18 protein-coding genes and 1 pseudogene are annotated in these 20,102 nt (G+C 74.3%); 16 read left to right on the top strand and 3 right to left on the bottom strand.

Annotated features, from left to right (window positions below; all coding sequences use genetic code 11):
- The first annotated feature begins 5 nt into the window (after positions 1 to 5).
- From AB0K18_RS48310 to AB0K18_RS48340, 7 genes and pseudogenes are all read left to right on the top strand, one after another.
- Positions 6 to 881 (top strand): hypothetical protein, encoded by an 876-nt coding sequence (locus AB0K18_RS48310; protein WP_364929303.1) that lies wholly within the window; start codon positions 6 to 8, stop codon positions 879 to 881.
- A 136-nt stretch (positions 882 to 1,017) separates the two neighbouring features.
- Positions 1,018 to 1,176: pseudogene (locus AB0K18_RS48315) on the top strand (N5,N10-methylene tetrahydromethanopterin reductase); the annotation flags it as partial.
- Positions 1,177 to 1,219: 43 nt separating this feature from the next.
- Entirely contained in the window at positions 1,220 to 1,501 is a 282-nt protein-coding gene (locus tag AB0K18_RS48320) for a hypothetical protein (RefSeq protein WP_364929373.1), read from the top strand.
- Between the two features lie 246 nt (positions 1,502 to 1,747).
- Entirely contained in the window at positions 1,748 to 2,254 is a 507-nt protein-coding gene (locus tag AB0K18_RS48325; protein WP_364929306.1) for a MarR family transcriptional regulator, read from the top strand.
- Positions 2,251 to 3,552, top strand: coding sequence for an alpha-amylase family protein (locus AB0K18_RS48330; RefSeq protein WP_364929309.1), 1,302 nt, complete (start codon positions 2,251 to 2,253; stop codon positions 3,550 to 3,552). Before AB0K18_RS48325 ends, AB0K18_RS48330 begins: the two co-directional genes overlap by 4 nt.
- A 233-nt stretch (positions 3,553 to 3,785) precedes the next feature.
- Positions 3,786 to 6,440 carry an AAA family ATPase gene (locus AB0K18_RS48335; protein ID WP_364929311.1) on the top strand — a complete coding sequence of 885 codons (2,655 nt, stop codon included), beginning with the start codon at positions 3,786 to 3,788 and terminating at the stop codon, positions 6,438 to 6,440.
- Positions 6,441 to 6,443: 3 nt separating this feature from the next.
- Positions 6,444 to 7,322, top strand: coding sequence for an alpha/beta fold hydrolase (locus AB0K18_RS48340; RefSeq protein WP_364929314.1), 879 nt, complete (start codon positions 6,444 to 6,446; stop codon positions 7,320 to 7,322).
- 86 nt (positions 7,323 to 7,408) lie between these two features.
- Here the strand turns inward: AB0K18_RS48340 and AB0K18_RS48345 are convergent, their stop codons facing one another.
- Entirely contained in the window at positions 7,409 to 8,173 is a 765-nt protein-coding gene (locus tag AB0K18_RS48345; protein ID WP_364929316.1) for an SDR family oxidoreductase, read from the bottom strand.
- A 47-nt stretch (positions 8,174 to 8,220) separates the two neighbouring features.
- On the opposite strand from AB0K18_RS48345, the gene AB0K18_RS48350 reads away from it, so the two are divergent.
- A complete protein-coding gene (locus AB0K18_RS48350; protein ID WP_364929318.1) occupies positions 8,221 to 8,841 on the top strand; it encodes a helix-turn-helix domain-containing protein in 621 nt (206 codons plus the stop codon).
- A 70-nt stretch (positions 8,842 to 8,911) separates the two neighbouring features.
- Here AB0K18_RS48350 and AB0K18_RS48355 read toward each other — a convergent pair whose 3' ends face one another.
- Positions 8,912 to 10,312, bottom strand: a complete 1,401-nt coding sequence (locus AB0K18_RS48355) for a serine hydrolase (protein WP_364929321.1) — start codon at positions 10,310 to 10,312, stop codon at positions 8,912 to 8,914.
- Positions 10,313 to 10,447: 135 nt separating this feature from the next.
- Between AB0K18_RS48355 and AB0K18_RS48360 the strand changes: the two genes are divergently transcribed.
- From AB0K18_RS48360 to AB0K18_RS48395, 8 genes are read left to right on the top strand one after another with little or no spacing between them, the layout of a single operon-like run.
- Positions 10,448 to 11,401, top strand: coding sequence for a Gfo/Idh/MocA family oxidoreductase (locus AB0K18_RS48360; RefSeq protein ID WP_364929324.1), 954 nt, complete (start codon positions 10,448 to 10,450; stop codon positions 11,399 to 11,401).
- Positions 11,398 to 12,168, top strand: coding sequence for a hypothetical protein (locus AB0K18_RS48365; protein WP_364929326.1), 771 nt, complete (start codon positions 11,398 to 11,400; stop codon positions 12,166 to 12,168). The genes AB0K18_RS48360 and AB0K18_RS48365 overlap by 4 nt, the downstream gene beginning before the upstream one ends.
- Positions 12,165 to 13,025 (top strand): sugar phosphate isomerase/epimerase, encoded by an 861-nt coding sequence (locus AB0K18_RS48370; RefSeq protein WP_364929329.1) that lies wholly within the window; start codon positions 12,165 to 12,167, stop codon positions 13,023 to 13,025. Before AB0K18_RS48365 ends, AB0K18_RS48370 begins: the two co-directional genes overlap by 4 nt.
- A complete protein-coding gene (locus AB0K18_RS48375; protein WP_364929331.1) occupies positions 13,015 to 13,794 on the top strand; it encodes a sulfotransferase in 780 nt (259 codons plus the stop codon). The genes AB0K18_RS48370 and AB0K18_RS48375 overlap by 11 nt, the downstream gene beginning before the upstream one ends.
- Before the next feature lie 39 nt (positions 13,795 to 13,833).
- Positions 13,834 to 14,244 carry a VOC family protein gene (locus AB0K18_RS48380; RefSeq protein ID WP_364929334.1) on the top strand — a complete coding sequence of 137 codons (411 nt, stop codon included), beginning with the start codon at positions 13,834 to 13,836 and terminating at the stop codon, positions 14,242 to 14,244.
- 19 nt (positions 14,245 to 14,263) lie between these two features.
- Positions 14,264 to 15,673 carry an Ldh family oxidoreductase gene (locus AB0K18_RS48385; protein ID WP_364929337.1) on the top strand — a complete coding sequence of 470 codons (1,410 nt, stop codon included), beginning with the start codon at positions 14,264 to 14,266 and terminating at the stop codon, positions 15,671 to 15,673.
- Entirely contained in the window at positions 15,655 to 16,386 is a 732-nt protein-coding gene (locus AB0K18_RS48390; RefSeq protein WP_364929340.1) for a polysaccharide deacetylase family protein, read from the top strand. Before AB0K18_RS48385 ends, AB0K18_RS48390 begins: the two co-directional genes overlap by 19 nt.
- Positions 16,368 to 17,231, top strand: a complete 864-nt coding sequence (locus tag AB0K18_RS48395) for a glycosyltransferase family 2 protein (protein WP_364929342.1) — start codon at positions 16,368 to 16,370, stop codon at positions 17,229 to 17,231. Before AB0K18_RS48390 ends, AB0K18_RS48395 begins: the two co-directional genes overlap by 19 nt.
- On the opposite strand, the gene AB0K18_RS48400 is transcribed toward AB0K18_RS48395, so the two are convergent.
- Positions 17,116 to 19,941: a BTAD domain-containing putative transcriptional regulator gene (locus tag AB0K18_RS48400; RefSeq protein ID WP_364929345.1), complete on the bottom strand. Its 2,826-nt coding sequence runs from the start codon at positions 19,939 to 19,941 to the stop codon at positions 17,116 to 17,118. The two genes, AB0K18_RS48395 and AB0K18_RS48400, sit on opposite strands and share 116 nt — an antisense overlap.
- Between the last annotated feature and the right edge of the window lie 161 nt (positions 19,942 to 20,102).

Consider the following 20,102-nt stretch of genomic DNA (forward strand, 5'->3'; position numbering starts at 1 on the left):
CGGTCATGCGTGGACAAATCACAGTGCGCCGGGCCGCCGGCTTCGCCGCCGCGGCGGCGATGTGCCCGTATCTGCTGGTCAAGGTGAGCTGGATCGTGCAGGAGCTGGCGCGAGGCACAGGCGAGTGGGTGCTGCTCAACGCGGTCACGGTGGTGATGGCCCTGGCCGGCATCGGGCTGGGGCTGGCGGTGGCGCAGCCCTGGGGCATGCGGCTGCCCGGCCGGCTGGTGCTGCCGGTCTTGTGGGTCGCCGGTGGCCTGCTCGTGTCCATGCTCCCGTACGTGGCCGCCGCCGCCCTGCTGGTGCCGAGCGTGCCGGAACCGGCGGACGAGCCGTCGTCCGAGACGACGCTCATCGGCGTGGCGTTCACCGGGATGGCGGTGGCGCTGGTCGTGGGCCTGCCGCTCTACGTGCGCGAACGGTGGCAGCGGGCGTTCACGGGCCGGGTGGGCCGCGACGCGGCGGGCCGCCGTACCTGGTGGATCTTGCCGCCGGTGGCGGCGCTCGCCGCACTGTGGGCCTACTGGGCCGCGGGCGGAACCGCCGGCCTCGCCCGGACGCCGGACCTCGACGCGCGGCTCCTCCTCGCCAACAGCGCACTCGGCGCGGCGTGCGCCGGCTGGAGCCTGTGGGCGCTGAGCCGCCGGAGCAGCCCGCTCTGGCCGCCCATGACGCTGGGGTTCATCACGTCGGGGTCGCTGTTCTCGTGGGCGGCGTGGAAGCTGGCGTGGCTGCTGGTGCCCGGCCTCTACCAGCCGGTGGAGCACCTCGGGGTGGCGCTGATCGAGCACGTCACCGCCATGGCGACGGGCCTGGCCCTGCTGGGCGTGCTGGTGGGGACGTACCGGCGCCGCTCGGCGGTTGACCTCAAGTCTGGTTGAGCTCCTAGCGTGGTCCGCGACGACGTACAGGAGGATCATGATGCGGATCAGCACCGGCTTGCCCAGGACGCCTACCGGCGTGCCCGATGTCTCGATGGCGCGGCGGCTTGAAGAGCTCGGCTATGACGCGATCAGCATGGAGGACGTCGTCGTCGGCGACGGGACACCGGGGTTCGACGCCCCGCTCGTCCTGGCGGCGGCGGCGAGTGTCACCGAGCGGATCGGGCTGGAGTTCGGGGTGCTCAGCCTGCCGTTGCGCCCGGCCGTCTGGGTCGCCGCGCAGATCCAGACATTGCAGCACTTGTCCGGCGATCGGATCGTGCTCGGCGTCGGACACGGTGGGCGGGCACGCGTTCCTCGGCGGCGACCAGGCCGCCGTCGCGGAGTTCACCCGCCAGCTCGTGGAGGTGTACGAGGTGGCGCCGGAGGAGGCGGCGGACATCCCGGTCACCGGCGGGGGCGAGCAGGTGGCCGAGCGCCTGCACGCCTTCGCCGAGGCCGGAGCCGGCGCCGTCACGCTCAACCTCGACGGCGGGCACTGGGTCCGGCAGGCGGAGACGCTCGCCGAGGCCAGGCACAGACTTCAGGCGGGCTCGGACGCGTGGTGGGCGCGCCGGTAGGCCAGGAGCGACAGAGCGCGAGCAGCACGGCCCCGAGCACGGCGTACGGCCCGGCCAGCAGCGCCCGCAGCGCGACACTCGCCGCCGCGACGACCGGCAGCACGACGAGCGCGATGGCGCGGTCCGTCCAGTCGCCGCAGCCTCCCTTCACACGAACGTTCATGCGGAGATAGTAAGAGTTCGCTTAATAGCAAAGCCCATAAATCGGGCGAAATGCCCATAAAAGTTAAGTGCTAGCGTAATGACATGGATCGACTGGAGGTGGCGGCGGAGACGCGCCGCGCGGTGATGAGCCTGGCGCGGCGGCTGCGTGCCGAGCGCCCGGCCCACGCACTCAGCAGCAACAAGCTGAGCGTCCTCGGCCACCTGTACCGTCACGGCGCCAGCACGCCGACGCAGATCGCCCTCGCCGAGCACCAGCAGCCGCAGTCGCTCACCCGCGTGTTCGCCGAGCTGGAGACCGAGGGCCTGATCGCGCGCCGGCCGAGCGAGCACGACCGGCGCGCGTCGGTGCTGGATCTCACCGACGGGGGCCGGGAGCTGCTGGTCCGCGACATGGCTGCCCGCGACCGCCGGCTCGCCGCCGCCATGGAGCCGCTCAACGAGACCGAGATCCAGGTCATCGGCCTGGCCGCGACGCTGCTGGCAGACCTGGCCGAAGACCGCAGGCCGCCCGCCGGCCCACGACACGACGCGCCGGCGGCCGATGCGGCCGCCCACGCCCGGCTCACGGAGATGGAGCAGCTCAGGTGACCTCATGGCTGGACCACGCGATCTGGTGGCACGTCTACCCGCTCGGCTTCACCGGCGCGCAGGCGTCGGCACCGGCTCCCGGCACGCCGCCGCGCCACCGCCTGGCGCGGCTGGAGAAGTGGCTCGACTACGCCGTCGAGCTGGGCGTCTCCGGCCTGCAGCTGGGCCCGATCTTCGCCTCGGAGACGCACGGGTACGACACCGTCGACCACTTCACCATCGACCCGCGGCTCGGCGACGACCACGACTTCGACCAGCTCGTCCGGGCCGCGACCGACCGCGGCCTGCGCGTCGTGCTCGACGGCGTCTTCAACCACGTTGGCCGGAGCTTCCCGCAGTTCGCCGACCCCGGCTGCGCGCACTGGTTCCGGCCCGCGGCCGGCGGCGGTCACGAGGTCTTCGAGGGCCACCACTCCCTGGTGCGCCTCGACCACGACTCCCCCGACGTGCTCGACCACGTCGTCCGGGTGATGAACCATTGGCTCGGCCGCGGCGCCGCCGGGTGGCGGCTTGACGCCGCCTACGCGGTGCCGCCCGCCTTCTGGCGTCAGGCGCTCGACCGCGTGCGCCCGGCCCATCCCGACGCCTGCTTCGTCGGCGAGGTGATCCACGGCGACTACGCCGCGTACGTGGCGGCGAGCGGCCTGGACTCGGTCACCCAGTACGAGTTGTGGAAGGCCGTCTGGAGCTCGCTCAACGACCGCAACCTGTCCGAGCTGGCGTGGGCGCTCGACCGGCACAACGGCTTCCTGGAGTCGTTCCTGCCGCTCACCTTCGTCGGCAACCACGACGTGACCAGGCTGGCGAGCAGGCTCGACGACGAGCGCCACGTGGGCCACGCGCTGGCCGTGCTGCTCACCGTGGGCGGCCTGCCGAGTCTCTACTACGGCGACGAGCAGGGGTTCAGGGGCGTGAAGGAGGAACGCGCGGGCGGCGACGACGCGGTCCGCCCGGCCTTCCCCGAGCACCCGGGCGACCTGGCCGCCACGGGCCGGGCGACGTACCGGCTGCATCAGCGACTGGTCGGCCTGCGCCGCCGGCATCCGTGGCTGGTGCGGGCCCGCACCACCGTGCGCGATCTGACGAACACGACGGCGGCGATCGAGGCGTCCGACGGGACGGGCCACCGGCTGGTGACGCTGCTCAACCTCGGTGACCGGCCCCACCGCTTCCCTCTCGGCGAGGCCGGCCTCGTGGTGGCCGACGCCTCGGCGCGGACGGCGGACCCGTTCCTGGTCCCGGCGCACGGGTGGGCCGTCCTGCGACGACAGCCCGAGTTGGACCGTTCTGTGAAGTAAAGCCGACATCCTGGACGAGGAGCGCGACGACGTGAAGGAGCGTCGCAGGCCGGCCTCCGCCGCCCCTGATCGCCGGGAGTGGACGTCCGGGGGCGAGCGCCGCCGACGTGCTGCGGAGGTTCGCCAGGTCGCTGCAGCGCTTCGCCGCCGAGGTGCGCGAGGACGGCGACGGCTTCGCCATCGAGTGGGGCGCGTTCTCCCCCGAGTGACGGACGCCTCTACAGTGTCCTTCCGTGCTCTACGGAAGAACGGCGGAGGTCAGCGCGCTCGACGAGGTGATCGCGCGGGCGCGCGACGGCTCGGGCGGCGCGGTGGTCGTCCGGGGCGCGGCGGGGACGGGCAAGACCGCCCTGCTCGGCGCGGCGGCCGCGCGCGGCGGCGCGATGCGGGTGCTGCGCACCACGGGCGTCGAGTCGGAGTCCGACCTCGCGTTCGCGGCGCTGCACCAGGTGCTGTGGCCGGTGATCGGGTCGCTCGGCGCGCTGCCCGAGCCGCAGCGCCTCGCCGTCGGCGCGGCCCTGGGGCTTGAGCCGGGCGGCGGCGACCGTTTCCTGGTGGGCGCCGGGGTGCTGTCGCTGCTGGCGGAGGCGGCCGCGCCCGACGGGCTGATCTGCGTGATCGACGACTTCCAGTGGATCGACCGGGCCTCGGCCGACGCGCTGCTGTTCGCCGCCAGGCGGCTGGCGACGGAACGCGTCGCGATGCTGCTCGCCGTACGCGGCGACGCCCCGGTGAAGGGGGTACCGCGGACGGTGGACGTACGGGGGCTGCCCGAGTCCGCCGCGGACGAGCTGCTGCGGGACCGCCACGCCGAGCTGTCCGCCCGCGTGCGGCGCGAGCTCGTGACGCTGACGGGCGCGAACCCGCTCGCCCTGCACGAGATCGTCGCCCGGCTGACGCCCGCGCAGCTCGCCGGGGACGAGCCGCTGCCCGACCCGCTGCCCGGCGGCGCCCGCCTCTTCGGTGACCAGGTCGCGTCCCTGTCGCCTGCCGCCAGACTGATCGGTCTGGTCGCCGCCGTGGAGGCCGATCTTCCTCTGGTGCTGAGCGCCGCCGAGCGGCTGGCGGTCGGGCCGGCGCTGGCCGAGCTGGAGGAGTCCGGGCTGGCGGAGGTGGCGGGCGCGAGCGTGCGGTTCCGCCATCCGCTCGTCCGCTCCGCGATCCACGAGGCGGCCTCTCCCGCCGACGTCCGCCGGGTGCACGCCGTGCTGGCGGAGCTGGCCTCCGACGACCGCCGCGCCTGGCACCTGGCGGGCGCCGCGCTGGGGCAGGACGAGCAGGTCGCCGCCGCGCTGGTGGCCGCCGCCGACCGGGCGCGGGAGCGCGGCGGGTACGGCGCCGCCGCGATGGCGCTGGCCAGGGCCGCCGAGCTGACCCCCGAGCCGCGGGCGCGTGCCGTACGGCTGAAGGACGCCGCCGTCGCGGCCTGGCTCGGCGGGCGCCCTGGCCAGGCGGAGTCGCTGCTGGCCGAGGCGCGCGACCGCGCCGGCGATGACGTGGGCCTGGCGATGGAGGTCGCCCGGCTGCGCGGCCGGTTCGAGCTGAACTCCGGCGACGCCGCCGAGGCCGTACGCATCCTGGCGGCGGGCGACACCCTGGACATGCTGGCCGACGCCGCCGAGGCGGCCTCGTACGTCGGCGACACGGCGGCCATCATCGCGCTGGGCCGGCGGGCGGCGGCGCACCCCGAAGGATTCCTGCGCGACACGGTGACCGGGGTCGGCCTCACACTGGACGGCGACGCCGAGGGCCCTGGCCTGCTGCGGCGGGCGCTGTCCCACGCCGGCGAGCTGGAGGACGCGGCCGAGCACCTGTGGGCCGCGGCCGCGGCCAGCTACCTGGGCGAGAACGACCTGGCCGCCGAGATGGCCGAGCGGGCCGGGCGGGTGGCCAGGGTGTCGGGGATGAGCGGGCAGCTGCCGGTCGTGCTGGAGTTCGTCGCGACGGCGGAGCGGATCGCCGGCCGGCTGGCACGCAGCCAGGCGCTCTCCGAGGAGGGTCTTGAGCTGGCGCGCGAGGCCGGGTACACGAACACCGTCGCCGCCCACCTCGCCAACCTGGCGGCGGTGGCGGCGCTGCGCGGCGAGGAGGAAGGCTGCGAGCGGCAGGCCCGCGCGGCGCTGGCCATCGCGATCCCGCACCGGGTGGGGATGCGCGCGGGGGTGGCGTCGTACGCGCTGGCGCTGCTCGACCTGTGCCTCGGCCGGTACGCGGCGGCGCACGACCGCTTCCACGCCGTCGTCGCGGCGGGGCCGGGGGCCGGGCATCCCACCGTGGTGTCGCGGTCCACCCCTGACCGGATCGAGGCCGCCGTGGGCGCGGGTGACGAGGAGGGCGCGCGGGCGACGCTGGCCGCGTACGAGCGGTGGTCGGTGAACGCCGCCACGCCCGAGTCGCACGCCCTGCTGGCCCGCTGCCGCGGCCTGGTCGAGGGGTCGTCCGACGCCTTCGCCGAGGCGCTGCGGCTGCACACCAACCCGTTCGAGTCGGCCAGGACGGCGCTGCTGCTGGGCGAGCGGCTGCGCAGGGCGCAGCGGCCCGGCGAGGCGCGGGCTCATCTGCGGGCGGCGTGGGAGACCTTCGAGCAGGCGGGCGCGCGGCCGTGGGCGCGGCGGGCGCAGGAGGAGCTGCGGGCGGCCGGCGAGAGCGGGCAGGCCCCGCGCGCCGACGTGCTCGACGCGCTGACGCCGCAGGAGCTGCGCATCGCGGGCCTGGTCGCCGACGGGTTGTCCAGCAAGGAGATCGCCGCCCGGCTCTTCCTGAGCCCGCGTACGGTCGAGTACCACCTGTACAAGATGTATCCGAAGCTGGGCATCAGCTCGCGTACTGACCTCGCGCGGCTAGTAGTCCTACGGAAGGCACCCGTAACCGGCGACGGCAAGCTGTGAGTCATGCAAAACGTGAACATCTGGAGTGAAGAGTTCGGCGCCGCCACCGACGAGCCGATCCTGCTGATCATGGGCTCGATGTCGCAGGGCGTGCTCTGGCCCGACGAGTTCGTCGGCCTGCTCACCGCCGGAGGCCGCCGGGTCATCCGCTACGACCACCGCGACACCGGCAGGTCCGACACCGTCGACTTCGAACAGACGCCCTACACCTGGGACGCCATCAAGAACGACGTCTACCGCGTGATGGACGCCCACGGGCTGGAGAGCGCCCATCTGGTCTGCCACTCCGCAGGCGGCCTGCTCGGCCAGTACATCGCCGTCGAAGCCCCCGAGCGGGTGCGCTCGCTGACCGTCATCGGCTCCTCCCCGCTCGGCGGCGGCGAAGGCGCGGTCATCATGCGGGCGCTCATGGACGAGCCCCAGCCCGAAGGCAGCCTGCCGGAACCCGCACCCGAGTTCGTGGCGTTCTTCCGCACGCTGATCACCACCCCACCCCCTGCCGACCGGCGCACGCAGATCGACCTCATGATCGCCGAACAACGCGTCCTGCACGGCACCGCCCTGCCCTTCGACGAGGACGCCGCCCGCCGCCTCCAGGAACGCATCTACGACCGGGCCCGCGACCTGTCCGCCGTGGCCAACCACCGGCTGGCCGCCGCCGCCAAGCCCGACTTCGAGCCGGTGGGCGTGCTCCACCAGGTCAAGGCCCCCACCCTGGTCATCGAAGGCAGCCACGAGCCGGCCAAGCCGGGCCACGGCTCGATCATCGCCGACCAGATCCCCGACGCGCGCCTGATGATCGTGCAGGGCATGGGCCACACGCTGCCGCCCGAGGTGCACGAGGAGCTGGCCGACGCCATCCTCACGCACACGGCCGGGTGACGCGCATGCGGGGCTCGGGTCCGGCCGCCGCCAGCGGAGGCGGCCGGACCCGACCGCGTCAGGCGCGGGCCGAGGAACAGGCCGTGTCAGGCGCGCGGGCCGAGGAACAGGCCGCCGCTGGCGTCGATGACCTGGCCGGTGATCCAGCGGGCGGCGTCGGAGGCCAGGAACGCGACCACGTCCGCCACGTCGCCGGCGTCGCCGAGCCGGCCGAGCGCCGTCGATCCCGCGATGACGCCGGCCAGGCCGGGCGCCTCGAAGACGGCGCCGTTGGCGGGCGTCCTGGTGGCGCCGGGGGCGACCGCGTTCACCGTGATGCCCCTGGCGCCGAGCTCGTTGGCCAGGGTCAGGCTCATCGTCTCGATCGCGCCCTTGGTCATGGCGAAGGACGTCTGCGCCGGGTTGGCCATACGGGTCGCGACGGACGAGATGGTGACGATGCGTCCGCCGTCGCGCATCAGCGGCAGCGCGCGCTGGACGATGAAGTACGGCGCCCGCACGTTCACCGCGAAGAGGTGGTCGAACTCGGCCCTGGTCGTGACGCCGAGGGGCCCGGCGGGCTGGGCCGCCGCGTTGTTGACCACGATGTCGAGCGGCCGCCCCGCCAGACCCTTCTCCACGCCTTCGAAGAGCGTCTCGACATCGCCGTCCACCCCCAGCTCCGCCTGGACCGCCAGCGCGGTCCCGCCCGCGCGCTCGATCGCGCCGACCGTCGCCGCCGCGCCGTCCGCGTGCCTGCCGTAGTGCACGAGCACCGTCGCTCCCCCGGCCGCCAGCCGGCTCGCGATCGCCTGGCCGATGCCGCGCGACGCGCCGGTCACTAAAGCCGTCCTGCCGGTCAGATCACTCATGTCCGCTCCAAAGTGGTAGTAACTATCAGGATGGTAGTGTCTATCACATGGCAGCACAGCACTCAAGCCTGCGGGCCCGCCGCCGGGCCCAGACACAGCGCACGATCCAGGCCCACGCGATCCGGCTGTTCAGCGAGCGCGGCTACGACGCGACGACCATGAACGACGTCGCCGAGGCGGCAGGAGTGTCGCCCATGACCCTCTACCGGCACTTCCCCACCAAGGAGGACCTCGTCCTGATCGACCAGCACGGCGAGCTCATCGCCGAGCGGATCGCCGCGTCACCCCCCGGACAGCCGGTGGCCCGCCGCATCGGCGGCGCGCTCATCGCCGCGGCCGCCGCCCTGGCCGGCGACGACGTGCCGGCGGAGCGGCGGACCCTGCTCGTCCGCCTCCAGCTCATGATCTCCACGCCCGCGCTGCGCGCCAGGCACCTGGACAACCAGTACGCGCTCCAGCGCGCCATCATCGACGCCCTGGGCGACGAGGCCGCCGACCCCGACCAGGCGTTCCAAGCCCAGGCGGCGGCCGGCGCCTGCCTGGCCGCCCTGCACACCGCGCTGGTGCGCTGGGCCGAGGACGAAGGCCGCGCCGACCTGCCCGCCCTCATCGCCAAGGCGCTCGCGGCCGTCTTCGGCGACGACACCATCGGCCGCCCCGCCCCATAGTCCCGGCGGCATACCGGCGGTCCCTAGGGCGCATGAGAGGTGAGACCGGGCTACGCCGGTCACTTCTGGATCAGGGACGCCGGTGCTTCTCGTAGGCGTCGATGGCCTGGCCGAGCCGGGCCAGGCGCTCGGTGAACCAGACGTCCCCGCCCGGCGGGCGGCCGGGGTCGACGTACTGAGAACCGAGGTTGGAGAAGAGGGCGACGACGTAGCTGCGCCCGCCCTTCCCCGGCAGTGCCCTGACGATGCCGGCGTCGGCCGCGGCGTTGCTCCACCAGCCGTTCTTGTGGGCGAACGTCACCTCGGCCGCCCTGTCGCACGGCCGCACGTCGTGGCCGTAGGCGACGTCCTGGCCCGGCACCGTCACGCTGCCGTCGGCGCCGGTCCAGCGCGGCGGCGTGCGCTGCGGGATGCCCTGCGCGGGGTAGGCGGCGCCGCACCAGTTGGTGGTCGACAGGGTGACGTTCATGGCCTGGTCGCGCAGCCTGCTGAGGAAGAACTCCCTGGAGGCGCGGCTGAGGACGCCGGCGCTCACCCTGGCGCCGCCCGGCGTCCTCCACAGGGTGCCCTTGCCGCCGTTGATCAGCATGAGCAGCTTGGCCGTGTCGAGTGAGGTCATGGTGATCGGATTGTCCCAGCGCCCGCCGTGGGCCGGGTTCGTCCCTTTGAGCTGGAGCGTCTCCAGCCCCAGGTCCTGGAAGGTCCGGTTGAGGCCGTCGATCGCGTCCCGGTCGTGCAGCATCTTGATCAGGGCGCAGGAGGCGGGGTTGGACGACCAGGTGAGCGAGGCGTCGAGGTAGGCGCGGATCGTGTCCGCGCCGGACGGGCCGCACATCGAACTGCCGGCCGCCGGCTCGTAGACGTAGGTGTCGTCCAGCGAGATCGCTCCCCGGTCCACGAGGCGCAGCACGCCGAAGGCCACCATCAGTTTCAGCACGGACGCCGGGTAGGGGGACATGAAGTCGATGGGGGCGTGCTCGCGCCCCGGCACCACGTCGATGGTGCCTTGGGCGTGGTCGGCGTACCAGCCGGCGTCGTCCCACTGCCGCCAGCGTACGGCGGTGGTGTGCAGGTCACGGTCCACCGGCACGATCACGCCGTCGGGGTGGTGCGGGCTCATCAGCACGGTCCCGGAGGAGACCGGGCGACCGGCCGCGTTGAGCTCGATGACGGTGAGGTCGATCTGCGGCTGCTGGGTGATCGGGGCGGCGCCGCGTGAGTCCCGTGGCGGCGGGGCGGCCGCCGGCTTGCCGGCACCGCGCCGCCGCAGCGCGTCCAGCCGGGACGGGGACGTCGGCGGATCGGTGTCCAGGACCTGCTCGAACCGTAACCGGTCGAGCGTCCGCCGCAGGTGGTGGGCGAGTGCGCCGCCGGTGTCCGCGGCGACCGCCTCAGGGGTGAGGAAGCCGCTCAGCAGGACGGCGGCCGTGGTGAGACCGGCGATGCTCCTACGAGATCTTGTGGTGGTCACTCTCGCACTGTAGGTGAGCGATTCTCGCTTGTGGCCGCCGCGGGCGTTGGCGTATTGACGACAACCTGTTCGTTCCGTCAGGCCGCTTCTAGCCTCGTCTCGAGACGTCCTCCCGCCTGACGAGAAGGGCCTGCCGTGACGGAACTGGCGATCATCGGGTACGGCAACGCCGGACGCCAGCACCTCGCCGCCGCCGGCGCGATGGCGGGGGTCACGGTGGCCCGCGTGGTCGACACGGACCCGGCCGCCACCCGCGGGATCGGGCCGCCGGTGGGGAGCCTGGAGAGCGTGCTGGCTGACGAGCGGATCGAGGTCGTCGCGGTGTGCCTGCCGCCCGGCCCCCGAGCCGCCGTGGTCAGTGCGTGCCAGTCCGCCGGCAAGCACGTGATCGTGGAGAAGCCGCCTGCGCGGACCGGCGCCGAGCTGGAGTCCCTGCTGGTCAACGGGGCCGCGGCCGGGGTGCTGAGCGCGGTGATGTTCCAGCACCGGTTCGCCCTTCCCCCGGTGCTGCGTTCCGGCGCGCCGGAGCGCTTCGCGGGCGCCGGCGCCACGCTCATGGTCTCCCGTCACCGGCCGCCCGCCCACTACGCGTCGCCGGGCTGGCGTTCCCTGCCGGACGAGGCGGCCGGCGGCGTGGTGGCGCACCTCGGCGTCCACTACCTCGATCTCGCCTGCCAGCTCCTCGGCACCCCGGTCGAGGTCAGGCTCGCGCATCGGGAGGACGCCGCCCCCTCGATCGACGTACGGCTGTCCTGCTCCATCGGGTTCGCCAACGGCGCCGAGCTGACCGCGATGATCACGAGCAGGTCCGCGCTCAGGCTGGAGCACCTGACCGTGGCCGGCGCCGGCGACTGGTTCGAGCTGAGGGACGGGGCGGCCCACGGCGAGGTGGACGGTGTGCGCATCGCCGAGCCCCGGCGGGCGGCGGGCGAACTGCGCGGACAGGTGTACCGGGAGGTGCTGGCGGCGGTACGCGGCGAAGGACCGCTCGACCTCGCCGCGCTCGGCCGCAGCCGGGGTGTGACCACGCTCCTGGACGGTGTCCGCGCCCGGCCGTCCCTGCCCGCCGCGCGGATCGGTGACCGATGAACGGCCGCCGCCTGGGGTTGAGCTCAGGCTCCCTGCCGGACGCCGGCGCGGCGGAACTCGCCGCCGCGACGGCGCGCGCCGGCGGCGGCACCGTCGATCTGCGCACGGGCAAGGGCCACGCCTGGGAGCGGGACGGCGTCGCCCGCGGCATCCGCCAGGTGACCGCCGCGGGCGTCGAGGTCGCCTTCGTCGGGTGCGGCGCGCGAGCCGGGCGAACCGAGATCGGGCGCGGCGCGCGGGCCGGGGAAACCGAGGTCGGGCGCGGCGCGCGGGCCGGGGAAACCGGGGTCGGGCGGGGCGGGGGCGCCGGCCTCGAGCTGCCGGTCACCGGCCATCCGGTCAAGGTGTTCTGCGTGCCGGAGCCGGACCCCGCGACCCTGGCCGGGCAGGTGCGCGCGGCCGCCGACCAGGGAGTGGCGCTGTGGGTGGAGACGCATCAGGGCGGGCCCTCGTGCCGCCGGCTCGCCCAGCTCGCCGAGGTGACCGGCATCGGCGTCGTGGTGGACCTGCTGGGGGTGGCCGCGACCGGCGGCGCGGACGCGGCCACGCTGGCCCGGCTCGCGCCGCACGTCCGCGCCGTCCAGGTCAAGGGCTTCCGCAGGGACGCCGGAGGCGCGTACCGCCACAGGGCGTTGCGGGCCGCCGACCTCGAACCGGTGGAGGCCCTGCTGTCGTCCGGGGCTCCGATCCGCGCGATCACCGTCGAGAGCCGGGCCGGCACGGCCGTGGACGACCTCAGGATGCTCGCGAAGTGGGAGGCAAGGTGAAGCTAGCCGTCATCGGGGACGAGATCTCGCAGGACCACGCGGTGGTCACGCGGACGGCGGCGCGGCTCGGCTTCGACGGGGTCGAGATCCGCTCCGTCGCGCAGTGCCCGCCGCACCTCCTGGACGACGACGCGCTGGCCGGCATCAGGCGGACGCTGCTGAACGCCGGGCTCGCCGTCGCCGGGTTCGCCCCTCCGGTCTTCAAGCAGGACCTGCCCGGCACGGACAGGGAGCTGGCGGCGGCCGAGCGCGTCCTGCTCAGGGCCGTCGAGCAGGCCGGTCTGCTCGGCGCGCCGCACGTACGGATCTTCAGCTTCTACCGGGACGGCGATCCCGATCCGGCCGCCGCCGCGGCGGTGGCGGGCGAGCTGCTCGCGGCCGTGCCGCCGGAAGTCAGGTTGCTGGTCGAGACGGGCACCAGGACCAACACGCCGACGATCGCGCACACCATGGACTTCCTCGACCGGCTCGGCCGCGCGGGCACGGGGGTCCTGTGGGATCCGGGGAACATCGTGTTCAGCGGCTGGGGCGGCGACCCGGCTCGGGACTACGAGCGGGCCCGCGCGCTGATCGGGCACGTGCACGTGAAGGACCCGGACGGTACGCGCCGCTACGTCCGCCTCGGCGACGGCGACGTCGACTGGCCCGCGATCCTGAGCCGGCTCGCCGAGGACGGGTACGCCGGCTACCTGAGCCTGGAGACCCACTGGCGGCGCTCGAAGGAGCTGACCCCGCACGAGCGGGACCACCCGTGGGGCGAGGCGTTCTCCGCCGGCGGCTTCCCCGCCAGCGTGGAGTGCATGGAGGTGCTGCGGTCCTGGCGCGACGGGCTCGGCTCGGTGCGCGATGCCGGCTGAGCCGCCCGTCCTCCTCTTCGGCGCGCAGCGCTCGGGCACCACCGCGCTCGCGACCGTGCTGCACGGCGCTTTCCGCGCGGCGGGCGGGATCTTCACGATCAACGGCAAGCTGCCGTACCTGCTGCACCGCTGGTGCACCCAGGCCGACGTGGACGGCCGGCACCTGCGGGCCGACGAGATCCTGCACGCGCTGGACCGCAAGCCGCCCTACCTGCCGCCCGACGGCTGGCGGGAGCGGGTGGAGACGGTCGTGCGGGCGGCGGCGGCCAGGGTCGCGGAAGGAGCGGTCACCGACGCGGCGGAGCTGCGCAGGCAGATCATCGCGGCCGGCTACGCGGGCGCCACCCGGTGGGGCGAGAAGTACAACGAGTACCTGCTGGAGCTCGACGCGCTCGCCGCCAGCGCCCCGGGCGCGCGATGGGTGCTGCTGATCCGCCACCCGGCGGCGGTGGCGGAGTCGACGCTGCGCTGGGGCGGCGACCGCCCGTGGCGGCCGGGCAGGCGGGAGGGCGTCCTCCGTAAGTGGGTGGCCTGGCACGAGGACTGGCTGCGCCGCCCTCGCTCCGGTGACTGCCTGGTGCTGGAGTACGACCGGCTCTGCCGGGGACCCGACCTGCGGCGGCTGGCCCAGGTCATCGGCCTCGACCTCGCGCCGTACGCCCGCGACCTGGTGGCCAGACCCGGCCCGCCGGATGGGGTGCCGGACGACGTCGAACGGGTGTGGCAGGCCCTGTTGGATCGCCGAGCCGCAGGAAATGGAAGAAGATGATCGCGCGAACTCCGTCCGTTCCCCTGACAGGAGCCCTTCATGACGACACCGGGTCTTCCCTACGACACCACGGAGGCCACCTCCGACCACGGCCTCGGCCTGCACCACGTGCAGCTGGCCATCCCTCCGGGCAGCGAGGACGAGTGCCGCCGCTTCTACGTGGACGTGCTCGGCATGACCGAGCTGCGCAAGCCGCCGGTCCTCGCGGCGCGCGGCGGCCTGTGGGTGCGCGCCGACCGGCTGGAGATCCACCTGGGGGTCGAGCAGGACTTCCGCCCGGCCCGCAAGGCTCATCCCGGCATCCTGGTCAAGGACCTCGACGGCCTGGCCAAGCGGCTGGAGGATCACGGCGTCGAGATCACCTGGGACGACAACTTCCCTGGTCACCGCCGGTTCTACGCCTTCGACAACCTGGGCAACAGGCTGGAGTTCCTGAGCCCGCAAGACTGATCCGCCTGGGAGGCGAGTCGTGCTGACGCTGAGCGACGTCGTGCTGACCTTGGGCACGGCGGGCAACGAACGGGTCCTGTTACGGGGTGCGGATCTCAGCGTCGCGGGCGGTGACACCGTCCTGCTGATCGGGCTCGACGCTCCCGCCCGGCAGGCGATGGCCGACCTGCTGGCCGGACGGATCCGGCCGGCATACGGCAGCGTGACGCTGGAGCGCGGCGACGCGGGCCGGATGGTGCTCGACGCGGGCGACGAGCCTTCCGACGGGATCTGGCAGGACCTCGGCGGCGCGAGCCCGCCGCGCGCCGTCGTCGTGCTCGCGGGACGGCGTCCTGCGGGCTGGCCCGACCGGTACCGCTGCCTGGAGCTGCGCGGCGGCCGGTTCGTGCCGGGCCGGGCGGGGGCGACCGTCCGCGTTCCGCTCGCCCGGCTGGAGCAGCGCATCCGGCAGGCGCTCACCGAGGCGGGCGCTCCTCCAGCGGCCTCGGCGTCGGTCGCACGGGTCCTGGTGGACGCCGAATGCCGGGGCCACCGCTCACACGGCGTCGCCCTGCTGCCCACCTATCTCCGGCGGATCGGCGCGGGCGGGATCGTGGCGGGGGCCAGGCCCGCGCTCACCGAGGTGACCGGGTCTCTGGCCGTCGTGGACGCCGGCGGCGGCTTCGGCCAGCCGGCCATGGACGTGGCGGCCGAGTGGTGCGCCGCCGCCGCCGCGGCCACCGGCGTCGCCGCCGTGGCGGTGCACAACAACAACCACGTGGGCATGCTGGCCGCCTACCGGTGGCCGTTCCAGCGGGACGACGTGGTCGGGCTGCTGATGAACACGTCGGGGCCGTCGGTGTCCGCGCCGGGGGCGGCGTACCCCACGCTGGGCAGCAACGCGCTCTGCCTGGTCACCCCGGCCGCGGCCGGCGAGCCGTTCTGCATCGACCTGGCCACCGGTGTCGTGGCGGCGGGCAAGATCAGGGACGCCGCCAACCTCGGCGTCCCCGTGCCCGAGGCATGGCTGCGCGACGCCGCGGGCCGGCCCACCACGGACCCGGACGAACTGGACAGGGGCGGCTCGATCCCGCTCTTCGGCGGTTACAAGGGGCTGTGCGTCACGCTGATCGTGGAGATCCTCGCGGGGGCGCTCGCGGGCGGGCGGGTCAGTCCCGATGTGGCCAAGCAGCGCAAGCATCCTGACACGGTCATGGGCTGCGGCCAGCTGCTCATCGGCGTCTCCGCCGGCCACGTCTCGGGACGGGAGCCGCCGCACGCGTTCCTCGGCACCCTCCGGGAGGCGGTACTCGCCGGCTACGACGAACCGCCGCCCCGGCCGTGGTTCCCCGACCAGGTGGAGGAGGACACGGCGGCCGACGTCAGGCGGCACGGCGCCCCCGTCCCCGTCACCGTGCTCAGGGAGCTGGGATGGCCGGCCGGCGACTGAACCCCGCACTGGGCAGCGCGCCCGGCTGGCCTCTGGTGCTGTACTTCCACCACGTCAACGCCGCAGTCGACCACTACACCGCGATCTCGCCCGACGGCTTCCGCAGGGCGCTCGATCTCGTCCTGACCGGCTTCGGGCCCGCCGTCGAACCCGCGCTCGTCACGCCGCGCTTCGCGCCGCCGCCCGAGCCGGCCGTGCTCATCACGTTCGACGACGGCTACCGCGACGTGCTCACGCAGGCGGTGCCGTTGCTGGCCGAGTTCGACGTACGGATCCTGCTGTTCTGCGTCACCGACCGCATGGCGGACACGGACCGCCCGGCCCCCGCCACGCCCCGCGAGGACTTCCTGACCTGGTCCGACGTCGCCGCGCTGACCCGCATGGGACACGTGGCTGGGGCGCACACCCGGTCGCACGTCAGGCTGTCCGAGCTGACGGCCGCCCGCGCGCGGGACGAGGTCGGCGGCTCACTGGCCGACACGCGGCGCATGACGGGCGCCGCGCCGGCCGCCTTCGCCTACCCGTACGGCGACGTCCCCGCCGTCGATCCGGTGCCCGGCGACGTGCTGGGCTTCGGCACGGTGCGCTCGGCCCCGCTCCCCTGGCTCCAGGCACCGCACCACATCCGGCGCACCTACCTCCCGTCGGGTGAGGAGGACAGGTGGCCGGAGCTCGTGACCCGATGGAGGCGGCAATGGTTCGCATCTCAGTGATCATCCCGACCCGTGACAGGGCGGGTGATCTCGCACGCTGCCTCGAGGCCCTCGCGGAGTGCGCGCAGGACGGCCTGCTGCCCGCCTGGGGAGGAAAGCTGCACGAGGTCATCGTCGTGGACGACGCGTCCGCCGTCGCGGGCGTGCACGACGCGCGGTTGCCGATCCTGGCGTTGCGGAACGAGCGCAGGGCCGGCGCCGCGCTGAGCAGGACGGTCGCGGCGGCCCGGGCGAGCGGGGACGTGCTCGCCTTCCTCGACGACGACGCGGCGCCGCGCGGCGACTGGCTCGCCGTGGTCGCCCGTCACCTGCGGGGCGCGCGGGTCGCGATCACCGGCCGGGTCCTCCCCTTCGACGGCGGGCTGCTGTCACGCGCCAGGCAGGCCCGCCACGACGCCCGGTACGCCGGGCTCGAAGCGGGGACGCCCGTCGACTTCTTCGCCGGAGGCAACAGCGCGGTGCTGGCCGAGGTGTTCCGCGAGGTGAACGGGTTCACCAGGCTCACGACCGGCGGCGACAACAGTCTCGCCGAGGCGCTGGCCGCCCGGGGCACGCCCGTGTGCTTCGAGCCTGATCTGGTGATCGCGCACCGCAACGGCAAAGGACTGTGGCGGGCGTGCGCGGACGCGTGGTCGGCCGGCGCGCACCACCCCGTACGGCTCACTCCCCTGGACGCGGCGCGGATGGTGGCGAGCGCGGGCGTCGGCGCCGGCGGCGCGGTCAGGACGGTCAACAGGATGCTGGGGGCGCTGCACGCGACGGGCCGTGCCGTGCCGCGGGGCGCGGCGGGCGCCACGGGGGCTGCGCGCCGTCGAACCTGGCCTGGACCTGCTCGGCCTCGCTGACGCGATGCTGCCGGCGGTAGAGGGCGAGCGCGCGCCGCCAGGCGACCCTGGCGTGACAGAACTCGCCCAGCGCCGCGTAGGAGTCGCCGATCCTGACCAGCGAGTCGGGCTCCTGGCGGACGTTGCCGATCATGCGCCGCTTCCTGATGGCGGAGGTGTAGTAGCCGATGGCCTCCCGGTAGCGCCCCATCTGATGGACGATGTAGCCCATGCTGTCCAGGGCGGCGGCCTCGCCGTCGGGGTCGTCGCCGCCGCGGAACAACCACAGGGCCCGCTCCGCGTGCGGCAGCGCCAGATCGTACCTGCGCAGCTGCGACAGGCACCAGGCCATGCTGTTGAGCGCGTTGGCCTCCCAGTTGACGTTGCCGAGCGTCCTCGACATCGCCAGGGCCCGCCTGGCGTGGTGCAGCGCCGGCTCGTGCTCCTTCCAGCGGGACATCACCAGGCCGATCGACTGGTGCACCTGGGCCTGGCACCCGGCCGCGCCCGCCCGGGCGAACAGGGCGACGGCCGTGCGGAGCAGGCCGAGGACGCCGTCCCGCTCCCCGAAGATCGCCCGGGACAGGCCGAGCCGCCAGCGCGCCACGGCGCGGGGCAGCGGCTCGCCCAGCCGCTCCACCGCCCGCGTGGCGACCGTCCAGATCTCGACGAGGTCCGCGAGGTGGGCCCGGCGCAGGCAATAGGCGTCCAGCGCCCACGCCAGCCGCCAGGCCGCGTCGTCCCAGGTGTGCGCCGCGGCCAGCCGGAAGGCGGCCAGCACGCCGGCGTACTCGGTGTCGCACCAGGCCAGCGCCTGCCCGGCGGTCTCCATCGGCGGCGGCGCGACGCCGTCACCGCAGGAGGCCGGCTCGATGTCGACCCGGTGGGGGTAGAGCAGGCGGCCGGCCGCGTAGGCGCCGCGCAGGTAGAAGCCGACCAGGCGGCGCAGGGCCGCCTCGCGCGCGTCCGCGGGGACGTCGCGGCCGGCGACCTCCATCGCGTACAGGCGGACGAGGTCGTGCATGCGGTAGCGCGCGGGGGCGTGCTGCTGGACCAGGTGGGCCGCCTCCAGCATGCGCACGACGGTGCGGGCGCGCGGGATCGGCAGGCCGAGGAGCGCGGCGATCGCCGGCAGGCCGATGCTCGGTCCTGGGGCGCAGCCCAGCAGGCCGAAGGCGCGCGCCCCGATCGGGGACAGCGCGCGGTAGGAGGAGGCGAACACCGCGCGCACGCCGGCGTCTCCTGCGTCCAGGGCGTCGAGCCTGCCGGACTCCTCTTCGAGCTCCTCGGCCAGCATCGAGAGCGGGAACTCGGGGTGCGCCGTCGCCCGTGAGGCCAGGACGCCGAGGGCGAGCGGCAGGCCGCCGCAGTACTCCAGCAGGGACGTGACGGTCCTCGCCTCGGTCTCGACGCGCGCGGCGCCGATCCTGCGGCTCAGCAGGGTGCGGGCCTCTCCCGGTGAGAGCACGTCCAGGGAGACGACGCTGGTGCCGTACGCGACCGCCAGCCCGGCCAGCCGGTGGCGGCTGGTGAGGACGACCGTGCAGGTGAGGCTGCCGGGAAGGAGCGGGGTGACCTCGGCGGCGTCGCGGACGTCGTCCAGGACGACGAGCATGCGCCGCCCCGCGATGAGCGAGCGGTACAGAGCCGCGCGGGCGTCGCCGCCCGGGGGGATGGCCGACGGCTCGACGCCCAGCGCTTCGAGGAAGTCGCGTAACACCGTGGAGGCCGGCAGGTGCTCGCCCGCCGGGCTGAAGCCGCGCAGGTTGGCGTAGAGCTGGCCGTCGGGGAAGCGGTCCAGGCTGCGGTGGGCCCAATGCAGGGCCAGGCTGGTCTTGCCGACGCCGCCGGGGCCGACGAGGGCGACGATCAGGCCGTCGGTGCCGGCCGCCCTGTTCAGCTCGGCGAGTTCACGGGCCCTGCCCTGGAAACCCGTGGGGGCCATCGGCAACTGGCGCGGCAACTGGCGCGGCACGAGGGCCATGGGGGCGGGGACGGGAGCCGATGACAGCAGTTCCAGGTGCCGTCTGCGCAGTTCGGGGCCTGGATCGACGCCGAGCTGCTCGGCGAGCTGGGTGCGGACGCGCTCGTACAGGTGCAGGGCCTCGGCCTGGCGTCCGCACCGCTCCAGGACGGTCATCAGCCGGGCCGTCAGCCGCTCGTCGAAGGGGTGGGAGGCGGCCAGGGCACGCAGGCCGGGCAGCAGTTCCTCGTATCGTCCGCCGTCGACGCGGTTGTCGGCGTACGCCAGGTACGCCATGACGCGCTCGTCCTCGAGCTGGGCGCGCGTCCGCTCCGCCCACATGCCCGGCACCCCGGTGAGCGCGTCGGCCTTCCAGAGGGCGAGCGCGCGGCGTAACAGGCTGCCCGCGCGCTCGCCGCCGGCCGCGCGCCCGTCCTTGACCAGCCGCCGGAAACGGTGCAGGTCGACCTGTTCCGGCGGGACGTCGAGCAGGTAGCCGCCTGCCCGGCGGACCAGCGCGACGCCCTCGGCCGCGGCGCCCGACGACTGCAGGACGGCACGGATGCGGGTCACGTAGCTGTAGAGGGTGCTGCGCGCCTCGCGCGGCGGATGCTGCTCCCACAGGCGGTCGATCAGCTGCTCGGTGGGGACGGCCGACCCCGCCTCGACCAGCAGCACCGCCAGGACGCAGCGCTGACGCGGCGGGCCGAGGTCCACCCGGCGCCGACCGGCGGTCGCGCCGACCGGGCCCAGGAGCTGGAAATCCATGCATCACCTCCGCGGTTGTGCATGGACCGCCTGCCGCGCGAAACCTCCCCCGGCCACGGCTGGCTTCGCCTGGCGCGGCGGACGGCCGTTGACTCAGATCGTGAGACAAGAAAGATCTTTATGTCAAGGCGGCCGATGAAATAATTCTTCACGCGCGCGGG

This window comes from Nonomuraea sp. NPDC049421, assembly GCF_040677005.1.
In the GTDB taxonomy this organism is placed as follows: Bacteria; Actinomycetota; Actinomycetes; order Streptosporangiales; family Streptosporangiaceae; genus Nonomuraea; species Nonomuraea salmonea.